The organism is Proteinivorax tanatarense, from assembly GCF_040267685.1.
Taxonomy (GTDB): Bacteria; Bacillota; Proteinivoracia; order Proteinivoracales; family Proteinivoracaceae; genus Proteinivorax; species Proteinivorax tanatarense.
The window spans coordinates 15,736-31,249 of sequence record NZ_CP158367.1; the positions used below are offsets into that span (position 1 = coordinate 15,736).

The window sequence follows — 15,514 nt, forward strand, 5'->3', positions numbered from 1 at the left end:
TTTATGAATTTTAGCCAAGCAGAAAACTTACAACAACTGCCTGAAAAGGTAGTAAAAAGAGACGGAAGGATGCAAAATTTTCAACCTTCTAAGATAACTGAAGCTATAAATAAAGCTTTTTTAGCGAGTAGAGAGGGAAATTATAATGACTCTCTTATGTTAACTCAAAAAGTTTTAGGGTCAATTAACACTAAAATGCGCTTGCGGGAAATAAATACCCCCACTATAGATGAAATTCAAGATATGGTTGAGGATATTTTGTTGGAATCTAAGTTTACAAAATCAGCAAAGGAATATATATCATATCGTAGAAGAAGGGATGATATTAGAGAATCTGGTGGTAAATTTATAAAAGACCTTTCTGATATAGTTAAAAGCAAAGACACTGAAAACGCTAATATCAATGGTGATACCGCCATGGGAAAAATGCTTCAGGCTGGTTCAGTGGCAGCAAAACGTCTTTGTGAAATAAGTCTTAAAAAAGAGCATATTCAGGCCCACAAGGATGGAGACATACATATTCATGACATGAACTTCCTTCCTTTTGGAACAAAGACTTGCCTACAGATACCATTAGTAAAGTTATTTGAAAATGGATTTAATACTGGGCATGGTTTTATACGCCCTCCTAAAGATATTAAAACGGCCTCTGCCCTTGTTTGTATAATTATGCAAGCAAATCAAAATGAACAACATGGGGGTCAGTCAGTTAAAGCTTTAGATACGGATTTAGCTCCTTATGTAGAGAAGACTAAAGAAAAATATATAAATCTACTTAAAGAATTAGAATATGACAAAGATAAAATGGAAGAAAAAGCATGGGAACTTGCAGAAAAAGATGTTAATCAAGCAATGCAGGGGATAGTTTATAACTTAAATACTATGCAGTCTAGAGCAGGAGCACAAGTTCCTTTTACAAGTATTAACTTTGGTTTAGATACTACTAGAGCAGGTCGAATGATTAGTAAGCATCTTCTTATTAACTTTGAAAATGGTTTAGGAAAGGGCGAAAGCCCTATGTTTCCAAATTTAATTTTTTCAATGGCTAAAGGAGTAAATAAGGAACCTGAAGATCCTAACTATGATTTAAGAAGGCTTTCGCATAGAGTGTCATGTAAAAGGTTATTTCCTAACTACTCTAATCAAGATTCGAGTTTTAACAAACCTTTTTACAGAAGGGAAAAAAATCCTCAGGTTGTTGGTTATATGGGATGTAGGACAAGGGTTATATCCAATGTATGTGGAGAAGAAGTCACTGATGGCAGAGGAAATCTTTCTTTTACATCAATAAATTTACCTAGAATAGCAATAGAGGCAGATAAAAACATAGACACATTTTTTCACTTATTAAAAGAAAAATTTTTAATGGTTCGAAATCAGCTTTTAGAAAGATATGAAATTCAAAAGAATAAAAAAGTTAAAGAGTTTCCATTTCTTTTGGGTCAAAAACTCTATCATAATTCAGACCATTTAAATCCCGAAGATACTATTGAGGATGCTATCAAAAATGGTACTTTATCTATCGGCTTTATAGGCCTTGCAGAAGCTCTTGTGGCTTTGACTGGAATGCATCATGGAGAATGTGATGATGCTCAAAAACTTGGAGTAAAAATTATAAGTACATTAGATGCTTGGTGTAAAGCAGAATCACAAAAATATAGTCTTAATTTTTCTCTTTTAGCAACACCAGCAGAGGGCCTATCTAGTAGGTTTGTTGAAATGGATAGAAAACGCTTTGGAGTTCAAGAAGGAATCACAGATAAAGAGTGGTACACAAACTCATTCCATATTCCAGTGGAATATAATATTCCTGCTCATAAAAAGATAGAAGTTGAGTCAATTTATAATCAGTACACACCTGCAGGCCATATAAATTATGTAGAATTGGATAATGCTCCTACTGGAAATCTAGACGCTTTTGAACAACTAGTAAATGCTGCTTTTGATAATGATTGTGGTTATTTTAGTGTTAATTTCCCAGTAGATCAGTGTATGGGTGATGATTGTTCATATATTGGAATTATAGGTGAGGAAGGTTGTCCAAAATGCAAATCAAAGAGAGTAAGAAGAATTAGAAGAGTAACTGGATACCTAGGTATCTATGAGGAAAGTAGTGAGAATGGGGAAAAAAGCTCATTTTTTAATAATGGAAAATATAATGAGACAAAAAATAGAGTAGCTCATTTGGCCAACTTCAAAAACTAAATAACAACTAACTCTTCTCTTATTTTACTAAGGGGAGAGTTTTTTTGTATGTTAAATCAGTAGAATAGCTATGAATATATGTATTAAGATTAGTAAATTATAATACAAAGGAGTGATAAGATTGAGAACTATGTGGAAAGGTGCAGTTAGTTTTGGTTTAGTGAATGTTCCTATAAAAATGTTTACGGCTACTGAAAATAAATCAGTGAGGTTTAGAAACTTACACAAGGAGTGTAACACTCCGATAAAATATCAAAGAGTTTGCCCCAATTGCGATCGAGAAGTAGATAATGAAGAAATCGTAAGAGGTTACGAGTATCAAAAAGGCTCATTTGTTGTAGTCGAAGATGAAGATTTAGAAACTATTCCTAATGAAACGACAAAATCTATAGATATTATGGATTTTGTTAATTTAAAAGATATTGATCCAGTTTTTTTTGATAAAACCTATTATTTAGCTCCAGAAGAAACAGGAAAAAAAGCATATAACCTTTTGACAAATGCACTATCAAAAACGAAAAGGGTAGCTGTAGCAAAAGTAGTAATAAGATCAAAAGAGTCATTAGTTGCAATAAGGGTTTTTAAGGAAGCTTTAGTATTAGAGACAATGTATTTCCCCGATGAAGTTAGAAATGTAAAAGAGGTTCCTGGAGTGGGAGAAAAAGTAAATGTATCTGATAATGAATTAGATATGGCTAAAGAACTGATAGAAAATCTATCTGCGAAGTTTGATCCAGAAAAATATACAGATGAATATAGGACACAGTTAATGAGACTTATTGAACAAAAAATACAAGGTAAAGAAATTGCTCAACCTAAAGCAAAAAGAGATGATAGCGTTGTTGATTTAATGGAAGCTTTAGAAAGTAGCTTAAACGCAGTTAAAAAAGAAACGTTAAAACCAAATAAAAAGTCAAGGAAAAAGAAGACTGGATAAAATGAAGAAAATTACTCCTATGGAACCTATGTTAAAAGAAAAATTAGTTAACAATGAGGACAATATATATCAAGTAAAGTGGGATGGTATACGAATATTGACTTATCATGATAGTAAAGGATTTACCGTTGCCACAAGGAAAGGAAAAGATAAAACAAACACTTTTCCAGAATTAAAAGAGCTTAAAAAAATATCAGCTTCTTTCATCCTAGATGGAGAAGTAGTAATAATTGAAAATGGTGTTAATGATTTTTCTAAGATATTGACCAGAAATCAGATGATAAACAAAAATAACATCGAACTAACATCTAAAAAACAACCTGTAAGTTATATGGTTTTCGATATTCTATTTTTAAATGGAGAGTGGTTGAATGATTTTTCATTTATACAAAGGCATGGAATACTAAAAGATGTTTTATCTGACATTAAACAAACACATATTAATGTGTGTAAAAACTATAGTGATGGTGAGAAATTATTTGAAGCTACAAAAACCCAAAAATTAGAGGGAATTATAGAAAAAGTTAAAGATAGTAAATATGTTTTTAAAAAAAGTATGAGTTGGAAAAAGTACAAACACACAATAGACATTGAAGCATATGTAGGAGGAATACTTGTTAAAGATAAAGTTTTGTCATCATTAGCTATAGGAGTTAAGGATGGTACCAAACTTAGGTATATTGGAAACGTAGGTATTGGTATAAACAACCAGAATACCAAAGAAATAATATCTTTTGCTACAAAAAATATAGAGAATAAAAACCCTTTTATTAATCAAAATATAAAAAATCATATTTTTTTAAAGCCAAAATTGAAAGTTAATATAGAATTTCTACAATGGACCTCACAAAAGACCATGAGATCTCCAGTACTAAGGGGAGTTATAAAGGAGCTTTATTAATGAGTTATTTGTTGATTGGAGATAGGAAGGTTAGGATAACAAGTTTAGAAAAATTTTATGACAAAAATAATATGATTACAAAAAAAGATTGCATAAATTACTACATAAAAATTTTTCCTTATATTAAACCATTTATTGAAAACAGACCTGTTTCATTAAAAAGGTTTCCTAATGGATTTGATAAAAAAGGTTTTTATCAAAAAAATATAGATGAAAATTTTCCTAGCTGGATTAAATTTATTAAAAGAAAAGGTGTGGAGAAATACCCTTTGATCAATGATTTAGAAAGTTTTATTTATTTAGTCAACCTAGGCACAATTGAATTTCATCCATGGATGTCAACATTAGATAATCTAGACTCTCCCCAGTATGGGGTTTTTGATATAGATCCTATGAAAAGGTTTACCTTTTTAGAAGTTACTAAAGTAGCTAAAACAATTTACTCAGTTTTGGAAATATTAAACCTAAAGTCTGTTGCTAAGCTATCTGGTTCTACTGGCATACAAATATTTCTACCGGTAAAAAAAGGCTATAGTTATAATAGGGTTAGAGAATTTATCAGAAAGGTTTCAGTTATAGTTAATAATAAACTAGGTGATATTACCACTATGGTAAGAAAAAGAGAATATCGAGAAGAAAAAATTTACTTGGACTTTCTCCAAAATGTTAAAGGTCAAACTATAGTAGCTCCTTTTAGCTTAAGGCCGATTAATGGTGCTCCAATTTCTATGCCTATCTCATGGAAAAGAATATTAGAAACTAGTAATATACGAAGTGCACAGCAGTATAATATAAAAAATATCACTTTTGTAACTGGCAAGTAGAATTGGAGAAATTTTGGCAATTAATTTTCCCTATCCTTTTTCCAGTTAAAACCTAGAATTTTCTTCAAAAAATGATTCTCTGTGTGCTAATCTATAACTTTTACCTGACATATTAAATAACTCACATCTATGAGTGATTCTATCTAAAACAGCTGTAGTTAAAGCTGGGTCACCCAATAGTTCAGTCCAGTCTTCTAGACCTTTATTTGAGGTAATAATAAGTGATGCTTGTTCATGAAGTGCCGTTATGAGTTGGAAAAACAGGTTAGACTCTTCCCTAGATATCGGCAAGTAACCTAGTTCATCGATGATTAGTAAGCTAGAGGACAAAACCTTATTTATTTTGCCTTTACTTTTTCTTGATATCTCTTGGGTTTTTAAACAGTGCATAAGGTCGTTCATAGTAACAAAGCTAACCTTGTACCCCATCTCAACAGCCCTGTAGCCTAGTGCTATTGCTAAGTGAGTTTTACCGACCCCAGGAGGGCCCAAAAAAATTAAATTATACATACGGTCTATCCATTCCAATTCCGATAAACTGTTAACTTGTCTTTGAGTTATGGACTTTTGAAAATCTAAATCAAAATCTTCTATAATTTTAAGTGTAGGAAAACCAGCGTTTTTTAGCCTTCTTGCCTGTGCTTTTTCTTCTTTTAGTTTCATTTCTTCCTGAAGTATGTTTAACAAAAATTGCTGATATGAAATGCTTTTTCCATCTGCATCTTGAACGACTTGAGAAGCGTTTGTATTTAAGTAGTCAAGCTTTAATTTTTTAGCATTTTCTTTGATTAGCTCCAATTTCTCCACTGTGACTGTCCCCTTTCAAAGAATTAGTATACTCTTCAATACTTCTTATTTCAGGCTTTAAATCCTGATACTTTGAAGGGGTAGAAATGTCTGCCTTAAAGTACTTTTTATTAAGTTGTCGTTTTTCTTCCTCCTTAAAGTATTGGATTGTATCCTTAAGCATGCCAGCGCTGTAGAGTTTTCTTTCAACGCAGTAATCAATAGCTTTTTGTACAAGTGACGGGTTTTCAGATGTCACTGTTTTAATTATTAGGTTAGATTGATCTTTAAAGTATCTAGATTTTTCAGCCCTAATGATATCAACAAACGTTATTGCCTTATCAGTTTCTCCTAAACTTTTTAAAACTTTCTCACGCATTTCGTCGCAACTGTACTTTCTTGATTTTTGCCTATCTGGGTGGTCTATTGTTACTAGCTGACCTTTTCCTTTAGCAATTTTATGTGTGATAATCAACTCATTAGTATCTTTATCAATTATTTCGATACAATCTTTTTTAACTGATAAATTAACTTCTTTACCTGGTGAATAAGTCCCTATGGGTACTTGATATCTGTTTTGTTTGTAAAATACTGTATTGTTTTTTCTTACTAGATAGGTTAAAATTTTAGTATCAGTTGATTCAGCAAAGAGGGTAGGTATTGGCATTAAGTGTTCCTTTTCCAGAGCAAACACTTCTGCCGGTACCTTCTTTGTTGTTTCATGGACTTTTTTATTGCCGGTTCTTTCTAGCCATTTTAGATTATCATCATTAAAGGATTCAATATCTACAAATTTTCTATGTTTAGCGAAGTTATTCTTGGCATACTTTACTACAGCTTCTACTTTGCCTTTGCTTTCAGGATCAGCCTTTCTGCAAAGGTACACTTTAAACTTAAGAGAGTTAAGATAATTTTGAAATCCTTCGGTATATAATATATCTCCATTGTTTTCAGAAACTACTAGTACTTTATCTTGATCATAAACTATCTCTTTGGGTCTGCCGCCAAAGTACTCAAAAGCTTTGTTGTGGGCTTTGATGAAACTTGATGTTGTAAATGGCTTGTCCGACCACCATACGAACTTGTATCTTGAATGGGATAAAACCATTCCAAAACAATATGCTTTTACTCTTTTATTATCATGTGTCTTAAGCCATATCTCTCCTAGATCAACTTGAGCTTGATACCCCATAGGAAGATTTTCTATTTCTTCATACTGCCTAACTGATGTCACTTTGGGCAAGTCATATTCTTTTCTAAGCTTGTTTACATAGAGCCTTAGAGTTCTTTCCTTAAAATCTAGCTCACCATGTTTTTCTAAAAGCCAATCATAAATCTGAGCGGCTGACATATCTCGGTATTCTTTAATCCATTCTAAAATTTGCTTTTTGTATTTATCCACCTTCTTTCTCCGTGATTGAGCTGTATTATGGAGCTCTGAAAACTCATCAAACTCCATATCCCAGTACTTTGATACGGTCTTGTAGTCAATCTCTAGTAGCCTTGCAACTTGGGATTTATTTAATCCCCTAGACCTATTTTCTTTAATTTTGGCAAACATATCCCACCTCTTCAATTCTCATACCTCCTCTGATAAATTAACTCTTTAATTTTATCAGAAGGGGTATTTTTTTAGTAGATAACTGGAAAAAATTCTCCGTTTCTATTTGCCAAAATCTCTCCATTTTAGTTTACCATTTACAACTTTAGATAAAATAGAGAAAAGCTATAAATTATTTTTAGAAATACTTTTAGAAGATCAAGGTATTGATGAAGCAGAAGAAGCAATTTCTAAAATATTAAAATAGTCCAAAAAGAAGGAATTGAACATAAAATCACGAAATAATACATAAAATTTTTTTTAAATAAAACTTTCTAAATATTAAAATTATGTAAAAGGAGGACGGAATTTTATAATAGAGTAGTAAAAAACTAGCTAAGGAGGAGATTGTTTTGAATAAGCACCTAGTTAAGAATATTAGAAACATAGGGATCATATCCCATGGAGGTGCAGGAAAAACGTCGCTAGTAGAAAGTTTAATGTTTACAGCTGGAGCAACTAAAAGGCTAGGTAGAGTAGATGAAGGAACAAGTATGATGGATTATGATAAGGAAGAAATAAAAAGGAAGGTAACGATAAACACTTCTTTAGCTCCGTGTAAATGGAAAGATTATAAAATTAACTTAATAGACACTCCAGGTTATTTTGATTTTGTTGGTGAATTAAAGGGTGCTTTAAGGGTAGCAGATAGTAGTATTTTAGTAATGTGTGCAGCATCAGGAGTTGAGGTTGGCACAGAACAAGCGTACAATTATGCTAAGGGATACCAGCTTCCAAAATTAGCATTTGTAAATAAAATGGATCGAGAAAATGCTAATTTTAATGATGTATTAAATCAAATAAAAGAGAACTTTAAGGATGTGTTGGTCGTACCTTTAACAATACCGATTGGTGAGGCCGAATCCTTTTCAGGGATTGTTGACATTTATAATCTTGAAGCATATTCTTACAAAGGTTTAAAGTCTTTAAAGGAGGATATTCCCAGCGATAAAGAAAATGAAATTAAGATGCATAGAGAGAGTCTTATAGAAGCAGCTGCTGAAGGCGATGATGACTTGCTAATGAAATATTTAGAAGGAGATGAGTTAACTAAAGATGAAGTTCTTTATGGTCTTAAAAAAGGAATAGAAACTGGCAAAGTATTGCCTGTATTAGCGGGATCGGCATACCACAATATAGGAACTGAAAAGTTGTTGGAATATGCTACCTTGTTGCTACCTTCACCAATAGAAAAGGGTGAAATAAGTGTAATAAAAGATGAAGAGGAATCAACATTAAAAGTTGACAAAAAAGAACAATTTACTGCTTTAGTTTTTAAAACTATGGCAGACCCTTATGTAGGGAAATTAACTTTTTTTAGAGTGTATTCTGGAGTTTTAAAATCAGACTCACAAGTTTATAACTCTAGCAAAGAATTAACTGAGCGAATAGGACAGTTGTTTTTAATGCAGGGTAAAGATCAAATTCCTGTAGATTATGTGCAAGCAGGAGACATTGCTGCTGTTGCAAAACTACAAGATACTGGGACAGGAGATACTTTATCAAACGAAGAAAGTAATGTTAGAATTAAACCAATTAACTACCCTAACCCTGTAATATCTTTTGCGGTAGAACCAAAGTCTAAAAATGATGAAGAAAAAGTTGGGATGGGAATTTCTAAATTTTTAGAGGAAGACCCCACTATAACTGTGGAGAGAAATAAAGAAACAAAGGAGACTATACTATCGGGTATGGGAGAAATGCATCTAGACGTATTAATTAATAGGCTTTCTTCAAAGTTTGGGGTAGAGGTGGAGTTAAAAAAACCTAAAATTCCTTATAAAGAAACCTTAAAAGGTAAAATCAAAGTGGAAGGGAAACATAAAAAGCAGTCAGGTGGTAGGGGGCAGTTTGGCCATGTATGGATTGAATTTGAACCACTAGATAGAGGTGAACAGTTTGAATTTGTAGATAAAATATTTGGAGGTGCTGTACCTAGAAATTATATTCCTGCTGTAGAAAAAGGTTTAATAGAAGCCATGGAGGAAGGGGTAATAGCTGGTTATCCTGTTGTAGATATAAAGGCTACCTTATTTGATGGTTCCTACCATAGTGTGGATTCTTCAGAAATGGCATTTAAAATTGCTGCCTCACAGGCATTTAAAGAAGCTATGCTAAAGGGCCAATCAGCAATATTAGAACCGATAATGGATGTAAAAGTAACTGTGGATGAACAATTTATGGGTGATATTATGGGAGATATGAACTCTAGACGGGGGAAAATAATAGGTATGGACCCATTGTCGGGGAGAATGCAGAAAATAAAAGCTCAAGTGCCATTGGCTGAGATGTATCAATATAGCATCGATTTAAGGTCGAAAACACAAGGGAGAGGGTCCTTTACCATGGAGTATTCACATTATGAAGAAGTACCTCCCCAAATAACTAAAGATATAATAAATAAAAAAGATAGTGTTATGGCAGGAAAATAAAACATGTAAGGTCTAGGCTAAAGCCTAGACCTAGATTTCTTTTGATAAAGTTTGATATAATGATAAAAGGTTAAAGAATGTATTTATTGGGAGTAGGGAGGAATTATATGCAAACTAAATATTTAGCATTGCCAGGGCCGACAATGGTTAATAATGAAGTTCTAAAAGAGATGACATCTGAAGTATTTAACCATAGAGGAAAAGATTTTTACAAGGTTCTTCAGAATTTAACAGAAAAAACTCAGCAATTTTTAAATACCAAAAACCAAGTGTATTATTTAACGGCGTCAGGAACAGGAGCTATGGAATGTGCTATAGTTAACAGTTTTTCAAGAGGGGACAAGCTTTTAGCGCTTATAAACGGTGCTTTTGGGCAAAGGTATGCTGACATAGCCAAAACTTATGGTTTAGAGGTTATAGAGTTTCATGGTAAATGGGGGCAAAGCTTTGACTATAACAAGATTAAAAATACAATCGATGAAATCGAAAACTTAGCAGGTATTACTGTTATTCAAGGAGAAACATCTACTGGGGTTGTAAATGACTTAAAGAAAATAAGTGAGATAAAAGATGAAGATACATTGCTAATTGTAGATGGGATAAGTTCTATAGGTGCTGAATATATTGATATAGATGGTTGGGGTATAGATGTAATAATAACGGGCAGTCAAAAAGTACTGGCTTTGCCTCCTGGTCTAGCTATAGCCTGTTTAAGTGATAAAGCTTTAGAGGCATACAATAAAAGCGATCTTCCTAAGTATTATTGGGATATAGGTAAATATAAAAAATTTGCGGAACAAGGACAAACACCTTACACACCTGCTATATCGTTGATTAAGGCTGCAGAAAAACAATTGGAGAGAATGGCTGAACAAGGTATGGGAAAAGAGGTTCAAAGACATCAAATAATTGCAAAAATGACAAGAGAAGGTATTAAAGCTTTAGGTCTAGAACTGTTTACTGAAGAAGGATGTCGTTCTAATGTTGTAACACCGATAAAATCTCCTCATGGAATAAAAGTAGCTGAATTACGCAAACTAATGTTAGAGAAGTACAATGTTGAAGTAGCAGGAGGGCAAGGAAAATTAAAAGAAACTGTTTTTAGAATAGGACATTTGGGGAATGTAGATCCATTATTTATGATATCAGTTCTAACAGCATTAGAGATGTCTCTAATGGAACTAGGGTATGATGTTGATCTCGGCACTGCATCTAAAGCAGCGCAGGAAGTTTTATATAACAAAAAATAATTATTGACTTTTCTAAACAAATATGGTACGTTACTTTTAAGTTATGAAATATATAACTTTGAGGAAAAGTAATTATTAAAGTGCTACTCAGAGAGTCGGAGGTGCTGGGATCCGATTAGCCCTTTATAATGAATCCACCTCTTTAAAAATTTGTAAAAAGGGTGATTCCTTTATAAATCCTAAAAGTGGACTGTTTTCAGTCAAACAGGGTGGCAACGCGGATTTTTCGTCCCTGACCTAATTAGGTCAGGGACTTTTTATATTTATAAGGAGGTTTTAAAATGATAGATTTAAAAAAACTAAGGAACGAACCAGATATTTTTGTTAAAGCTGTTACAAAAAGGGGGGGAGACCCTAGTGTAATTAAAAGAATACAAGAGTTAGATGAAAAAAGAAGAGAAATGTTAAGTGAAACAGAAAATTTAAAGAGAAAACGCAATGTAGTTTCCAAAGAAATAGCACAACTAAAAAGAGAAAAAAAAGATGCTGATGAAAAAATAAAGTCTATGCGACTAGTTGGAGATGAGATAAAAGATATTGATATAAAACTAGCTGATATTGAAGAGAAAGTAGCCACACTGGCATTAGAAATTCCTAATACCCCCAATAGCTCTGTTCCTGTAGGGGATAGTGAGGAACAAAATGAAGAAATAAAAACATGGGGAGATATACCAAAGTTTCAGTTTGAGCCCAAAGCTCATTGGGATGTGGGAGGAGATTTGGATGTATTAGATTTTGAAAGGGCTGGTAAAGTAACAGGCACAAGATTTGTCTTTTTGAAGGGAATGGCAGCTAAATTAGAAAGAGCACTGATTAATTTTATGCTTGACACTCATCAACAGCATGGCTATGTTGAGATGATGACACCTTATATGGTTAATAACGAAAGTATGCAAGGGACGGGACAGTTTCCTAAGTTTAAAGATGATGCTTTCCCTGCAGGAAATAAGTATTTTTTAATACCAACTGCAGAAGTGCCTGTCACCAACTTTCATAGAGATGAAATTTTAGCAGGAGATGATTTGCCCAAAAAATTCACAGCCTTTACTCCATGCTTTAGAGCAGAAGCTGGTGCGCATGGTAGAGATACTAGAGGACTTATTCGCCAACATCAGTTTAATAAGGTAGAACTAGTAAAGTTAACAAAACCAGAAGAGTCCTATATAGAGTTAGAAAAACTTTTAGAAGATGCGGAGAGAATACTTAGGATGTTGGAACTACCATATAGAGTTGTAAACTTATGCACAGGGGACTTAGGATTCGCTGCAGCACAGACGTTTGATATAGAAGTATGGTTTCCAAGCTTTGAAACTTACAGAGAGATTTCTTCTTGTAGCAACTTTGAAGACTTTCAAGCAAGGAGAGCTAATATTAAATATAGAGAACAGCCTAAACAAAAAGCTAGGTTAGTGCATACTTTAAATGGTTCAGGATTGGCTGTGGGCAGAACTGTTGCTGCAATTTTGGAGAACTATCAAAATGAAGATGGTACGGTAACAATTCCAAAAGTTTTAAGGCCTTATTTAAGCGGAAAAGAAAAGATTTCAAAATAATTAACTATAATTTTTGGTTGACATAAAGACTAAAATAATATATAGTATATAAACGTAAGGTTGAGCAACAAAAAAACTTGACATTGTACCTCGAAGGTGATATACTTTTGAGGTGTCCTTGGAGGGGTGTCCGAGTGGCTTAAGGAGCTGGTCTTGAAAACCAGTGACACGAAAGTGCCGTGGGTTCGAATCCCACCCCCTCCGCCACAAATTACAAACAAGTGGAGAGGTGCCCGAGTAGGCTGAAGGGGGTCGCCTGCTAAGCGATTAAGTGAGATAAACCTCGCTTCGAGGGTTCGAATCCCTCTCTCTCCGCCATTATATGTGCCCGTAGCTCAGCTGGATAGAGTGTTTGACTACGAATCAAAAGGTCCCAGGTTCGAATCCTGGCGGGCACGCCATTTCTTTAATAGATTATTTCAAATATTTGGTTTTTGCCAAATATTTTATTTATTATAAATTAAGATGCGCCCGTAGCTCAGGGGATAGAGCAGTGGTTTCCTAAACCGCGTGTCGGAGGTTCGAGTCCTTCTGGGCGCACCAGAAAGTGTTGGGTGTGATAATTTTTGGATCCCATGAAGATAGCTCTTCAGCAAGCAAGAAAAGCTCTTGAGTTAAAAGAAGTTCCCGTAGGAGCAGTGGTGCTAAAAAAAGGGGAAGTTATTTCTGTAGGCCATAATCTTAGAGAGAATTTAAAAGATCCGACTGCTCATGCTGAAATGATAGCGTTAAGAAGGGCTGCTCAAAAGTTAGGCGGTTGGAGGTTGCTTGATTGCCACATTTATGTTACAGTTGAACCATGTTTTATGTGTGCATCAGCTATTATTCAAAGTAGAGTAAAAAAAGTGTTTTTTGGAGCATTTGAACCAAAAATGGGTGGTATGGGATCAAAGATAGACCTTATTAAACATTTTAAAGCTGATGTTGAAGTAGTTTCAGGCGTTTGTGAACATGAATCTAAACAATTATTAAATGATTTTTTTGTTGAGTTAAGGAAAAGAAATTAAATTATGGAGAGGTGGCTGAGTTGGCTGAAGGCGCTCGCCTGGAAAGCGAGTAGATGGGGAAAACCCTGTCTCGAGGGTTCGAATCCCTCCCTCTCCGCCATAAAAAAATAATATCGGCCGTGCTAGATGGGGAGGTAGCGGTGCCTTGTACCTGCAATCCGCTATAGCAGGATCGAATGCCTACAGTGAGGTTTGATAGTTGTAGGGCTGGCCTAGAAAAGTGGTGACGACGGTTGGGTCCTACGCAATTGCGCTCCATAAACCCCGTCAGGTCCGGAAGGAAGCAGCGGTAAGTGGTTGTTGCAATGTGCCGTAGGGGTGCCTGACCTGAGCTAACTATTTAGGTATCGCCTATGACATCAAATCGAATGTGGGGCACGGCCATAAATTATGATATAAAGCACCTTAGGGTGTTTTTTTTTATAACTTTGTTGTCAATCAGTATAAAACTTTGATAAAATGTAAGTTGGGAGGTTAAATAAATGGGATATAAAGCTTTGTACCGGAAATTAAGACCAAAAAACTTTGAAGAAGGATATGTAGCTCAAAAACACATTAGAAGAACCTTGCAAAACAGTTTAGAGAACAACCAAATTGCTCATGCGTATCTTTTTGCTGGTCCTAGGGGGACAGGCAAGACAAGTACTGCAAAGATATTTGCTAAAGCAGTAAACTGTGAGAATGGTCCTAAAAGAAACCCTTGTAATAGTTGCTCCAGCTGCTTAAAGATTAACGAAAATAATAGCTTAGATGTGTTAGAGATTGATGCCGCTTCTAATAGAGGAATAGACGAAATAAGAGAGCTGAGAGAACGTGTGCGTTATGCCCCCTCTGAGAGTAGGTACAAAGTTTATATTATTGATGAAGTACATATGTTAACAGTGGAGGCTTTCAATGCTTTGTTAAAAACCCTGGAAGACCCACCCCAACATGTAATATTTATTTTGGCTACCACAGAGGCTCATAAACTTCCATCAACCATTTTATCAAGGTGTCAACGCTTTGATTTTAGAAGATTTAATTTAAATGAGATAGCTGATTATTTAGTGGGTGTATGTTTAGATGCAGGAGTTTCAATTGATGAGGATTCTGCAAAAATAATTTCTCGAAGAGCTGACGGGAGTTTACGAGATGCTTTGAGTTTGTTAGATCAAATTCTTGTTTATAGGGAGGGGGATGAAGTAGAAAAGGAATTGGTGCTATCCTCCCTAGGTGTGACATCACCTGAAACTGTATGGGAAATGGTGGATAACATTTCAAGAAAAGACGTTGTTTCTGCAATGGACCAGGTAGAGTGGTTGGTTGAAGAGGGTAAAAACATACACCAATTTTTAAGTGACTTGATAACTGCCTATCGCGATATTATGCTAGAAAGTGTAAGTGAAAATAGTAGTGCTAGTAAAATTTCTCCAATGGAAGCAATTTCCATAATAGATGTTTTAACTGATGGACAAAAAGAATTAAAGTTTTCTTCTCATCCTAAAATATTGTTAGAGACATTAATAATTAAAACCATGGAAGGGAAAGAAAGAAAAATTGTTGAAATGGGAAAAAAGATATATGAGCTTGAAAAGAAGGTGCAGAATCAAGAAAACTTAAAAAATATCTCTATTCAGCCTTCTCAGGCAGCACCTATTCAAAATGGTAGTGAAGTTAATCTTAAATATATAGAAGAAAATTGGGATAAAATATTGTATAATGTTAAAAAAGAAAATGTATCCACTCATGCTTGGTTAAAAGAGGCTGTAGTAGATGATTTAAAGGAAAATGTTATTACAATTAAATACGGAGATAAGTTTGTTCTTCATGCAGATAATGTTATGAAAGAGCAGCATAAATCTATTATTGAAAAGATTCTAAAGGAAATTTGTAATGCTGATTTAAAAATTAAGGCCAAAAAAAACATGGTGAAAAAAGGTCCAGCTAAAAAAAAAGAGCAGCAAAACTCAACGGTGACTAAAGCCAAGGAAATTTTTGGAGAGGACCTTGTAGAAATAGAAGATAATTAAGGAGGAGTGT

At 34.1% G+C, this 15,514-nt stretch carries 12 protein-coding genes, 5 tRNA genes, 1 other RNA gene and 1 other annotated feature; of the genes, 16 read left to right on the plus strand and 2 right to left on the minus strand.

What is annotated here, in order from left to right; translation table 11 throughout:
* Positions 1 to 3: 3 nt before the first annotated feature.
* The 4 genes from nrdD (at position 4) to ligD (ending at position 4,867) form a co-directional block, all read left to right on the plus strand.
* Positions 4 to 2,205 (plus strand): anaerobic ribonucleoside-triphosphate reductase, encoded by a 2,202-nt coding sequence (gene nrdD, locus PRVXT_RS00070; protein ID WP_350343686.1) that lies wholly within the window; start codon positions 4 to 6, stop codon positions 2,203 to 2,205.
* A gap of 130 nt (positions 2,206 to 2,335) precedes the next feature.
* On the plus strand, positions 2,336 to 3,142 hold the full coding sequence (locus PRVXT_RS00075) for a Ku protein (RefSeq protein ID WP_350345076.1): 807 nt from the start codon (positions 2,336 to 2,338) through the stop codon (positions 3,140 to 3,142).
* A gap of 1 nt (position 3,143) precedes the next feature.
* Positions 3,144 to 4,043, plus strand: coding sequence for a hypothetical protein (locus PRVXT_RS00080; RefSeq protein ID WP_350343687.1), 900 nt, complete (start codon positions 3,144 to 3,146; stop codon positions 4,041 to 4,043).
* Complete coding sequence (gene ligD / locus PRVXT_RS00085; protein ID WP_350343688.1) at positions 4,043 to 4,867, plus strand: non-homologous end-joining DNA ligase; 825 nt, start codon at positions 4,043 to 4,045, stop codon at positions 4,865 to 4,867. The genes PRVXT_RS00080 and ligD overlap by 1 nt, the downstream gene beginning before the upstream one ends.
* A 45-nt stretch (positions 4,868 to 4,912) precedes the next feature.
* Here the strand turns inward: ligD and istB are convergent, their stop codons facing one another.
* Together istB and istA are read right to left on the minus strand one after the other, a co-directional pair.
* Positions 4,913 to 5,674 carry an IS21-like element helper ATPase IstB gene (gene istB / locus PRVXT_RS00090; RefSeq protein ID WP_350342319.1) on the minus strand — a complete coding sequence of 254 codons (762 nt, stop codon included), beginning with the start codon at positions 5,672 to 5,674 and terminating at the stop codon, positions 4,913 to 4,915.
* On the minus strand, positions 5,640 to 7,229 hold the full coding sequence (gene istA / locus PRVXT_RS00095; protein WP_350342320.1) for an IS21 family transposase: 1,590 nt from the start codon (positions 7,227 to 7,229) through the stop codon (positions 5,640 to 5,642). Before istA ends, istB begins: the two co-directional genes overlap by 35 nt.
* 91 nt (positions 7,230 to 7,320) lie before the next feature.
* On the opposite strand from istA, the gene PRVXT_RS00100 reads away from it, so the two are divergent.
* The 12 genes from PRVXT_RS00100 to dnaX all read left to right on the plus strand — a co-directional run bounded on the left by PRVXT_RS00100 (position 7,321) and on the right by dnaX (position 15,504).
* The gene (locus PRVXT_RS00100; RefSeq protein WP_350343689.1) at positions 7,321 to 7,461 is read left to right on the plus strand and encodes a hypothetical protein; all 141 of its coding nucleotides are present in this window, start codon (positions 7,321 to 7,323) and stop codon (positions 7,459 to 7,461) included.
* A gap of 145 nt (positions 7,462 to 7,606) precedes the next feature.
* The gene (gene fusA / locus PRVXT_RS00105) at positions 7,607 to 9,685 is read left to right on the plus strand and encodes an elongation factor G (protein ID WP_350343690.1); all 2,079 of its coding nucleotides are present in this window, start codon (positions 7,607 to 7,609) and stop codon (positions 9,683 to 9,685) included.
* A 107-nt stretch (positions 9,686 to 9,792) separates the two neighbouring features.
* On the plus strand, positions 9,793 to 10,935 hold the full coding sequence (locus tag PRVXT_RS00110) for a pyridoxal-phosphate-dependent aminotransferase family protein (RefSeq protein ID WP_350343691.1): 1,143 nt from the start codon (positions 9,793 to 9,795) through the stop codon (positions 10,933 to 10,935).
* Between the two features lie 48 nt (positions 10,936 to 10,983).
* Positions 10,984 to 11,172 (plus strand) — a binding site (T-box leader).
* Positions 11,173 to 11,216: 44 nt separating this feature from the next.
* Positions 11,217 to 12,488: a serine--tRNA ligase gene (gene serS, locus PRVXT_RS00115; RefSeq protein ID WP_350343692.1), complete on the plus strand. Its 1,272-nt coding sequence runs from the start codon at positions 11,217 to 11,219 to the stop codon at positions 12,486 to 12,488.
* A 120-nt stretch (positions 12,489 to 12,608) separates the two neighbouring features.
* Positions 12,609 to 12,695: transfer RNA gene (locus PRVXT_RS00120), tRNA-Ser, on the plus strand.
* A 16-nt stretch (positions 12,696 to 12,711) separates the two neighbouring features.
* A tRNA-Ser gene (locus tag PRVXT_RS00125) sits at positions 12,712 to 12,806 on the plus strand.
* 6 nt (positions 12,807 to 12,812) lie between these two features.
* A tRNA-Arg gene (locus PRVXT_RS00130) sits at positions 12,813 to 12,889 on the plus strand.
* A 66-nt stretch (positions 12,890 to 12,955) separates the two neighbouring features.
* Positions 12,956 to 13,031: transfer RNA gene (locus PRVXT_RS00135), tRNA-Arg, on the plus strand.
* 32 nt (positions 13,032 to 13,063) lie between these two features.
* Entirely contained in the window at positions 13,064 to 13,495 is a 432-nt protein-coding gene (locus tag PRVXT_RS00140) for a nucleoside deaminase (RefSeq protein WP_350345077.1), read from the plus strand.
* Between the two features lie 5 nt (positions 13,496 to 13,500).
* Positions 13,501 to 13,595, plus strand: a tRNA-Ser gene (locus PRVXT_RS00145).
* A gap of 17 nt (positions 13,596 to 13,612) precedes the next feature.
* Positions 13,613 to 13,876: signal recognition particle sRNA large type (gene ffs, locus PRVXT_RS00150), an RNA gene on the plus strand.
* Between the two features lie 101 nt (positions 13,877 to 13,977).
* Positions 13,978 to 15,504 (plus strand): DNA polymerase III subunit gamma/tau, encoded by a 1,527-nt coding sequence (gene dnaX, locus PRVXT_RS00155; RefSeq protein ID WP_350343693.1) that lies wholly within the window; start codon positions 13,978 to 13,980, stop codon positions 15,502 to 15,504.
* Positions 15,505 to 15,514: the final 10 nt, after the last annotated feature.

Bases quoted from the DNA above. Each gene is read 5' to 3' on its own strand.
- nrdD (WP_350343686.1), top strand. From the start codon at position 4: ATGAATTTTAGCCAAGCAGAAAACTTACAACAACTGCCTGAAAAGGTA.
- PRVXT_RS00075 (WP_350345076.1), top strand. From the start codon at position 2,336: ATGTGGAAAGGTGCAGTTAGTTTTGGTTTAGTGAATGTTCCTATAAAA.
- PRVXT_RS00080 (WP_350343687.1), top strand. From the start codon at position 3,144: ATGAAGAAAATTACTCCTATGGAACCTATGTTAAAAGAAAAATTAGTT.
- ligD (WP_350343688.1), top strand. From the start codon at position 4,043: ATGAGTTATTTGTTGATTGGAGATAGGAAGGTTAGGATAACAAGTTTA.
- PRVXT_RS00110 (WP_350343691.1), top strand. From the start codon at position 9,793: ATGCAAACTAAATATTTAGCATTGCCAGGGCCGACAATGGTTAATAAT.
- serS (WP_350343692.1), top strand. From the start codon at position 11,217: ATGATAGATTTAAAAAAACTAAGGAACGAACCAGATATTTTTGTTAAA.
- PRVXT_RS00140 (WP_350345077.1), top strand. From the start codon at position 13,064: ATGAAGATAGCTCTTCAGCAAGCAAGAAAAGCTCTTGAGTTAAAAGAA.
- dnaX (WP_350343693.1), top strand. From the start codon at position 13,978: ATGGGATATAAAGCTTTGTACCGGAAATTAAGACCAAAAAACTTTGAA.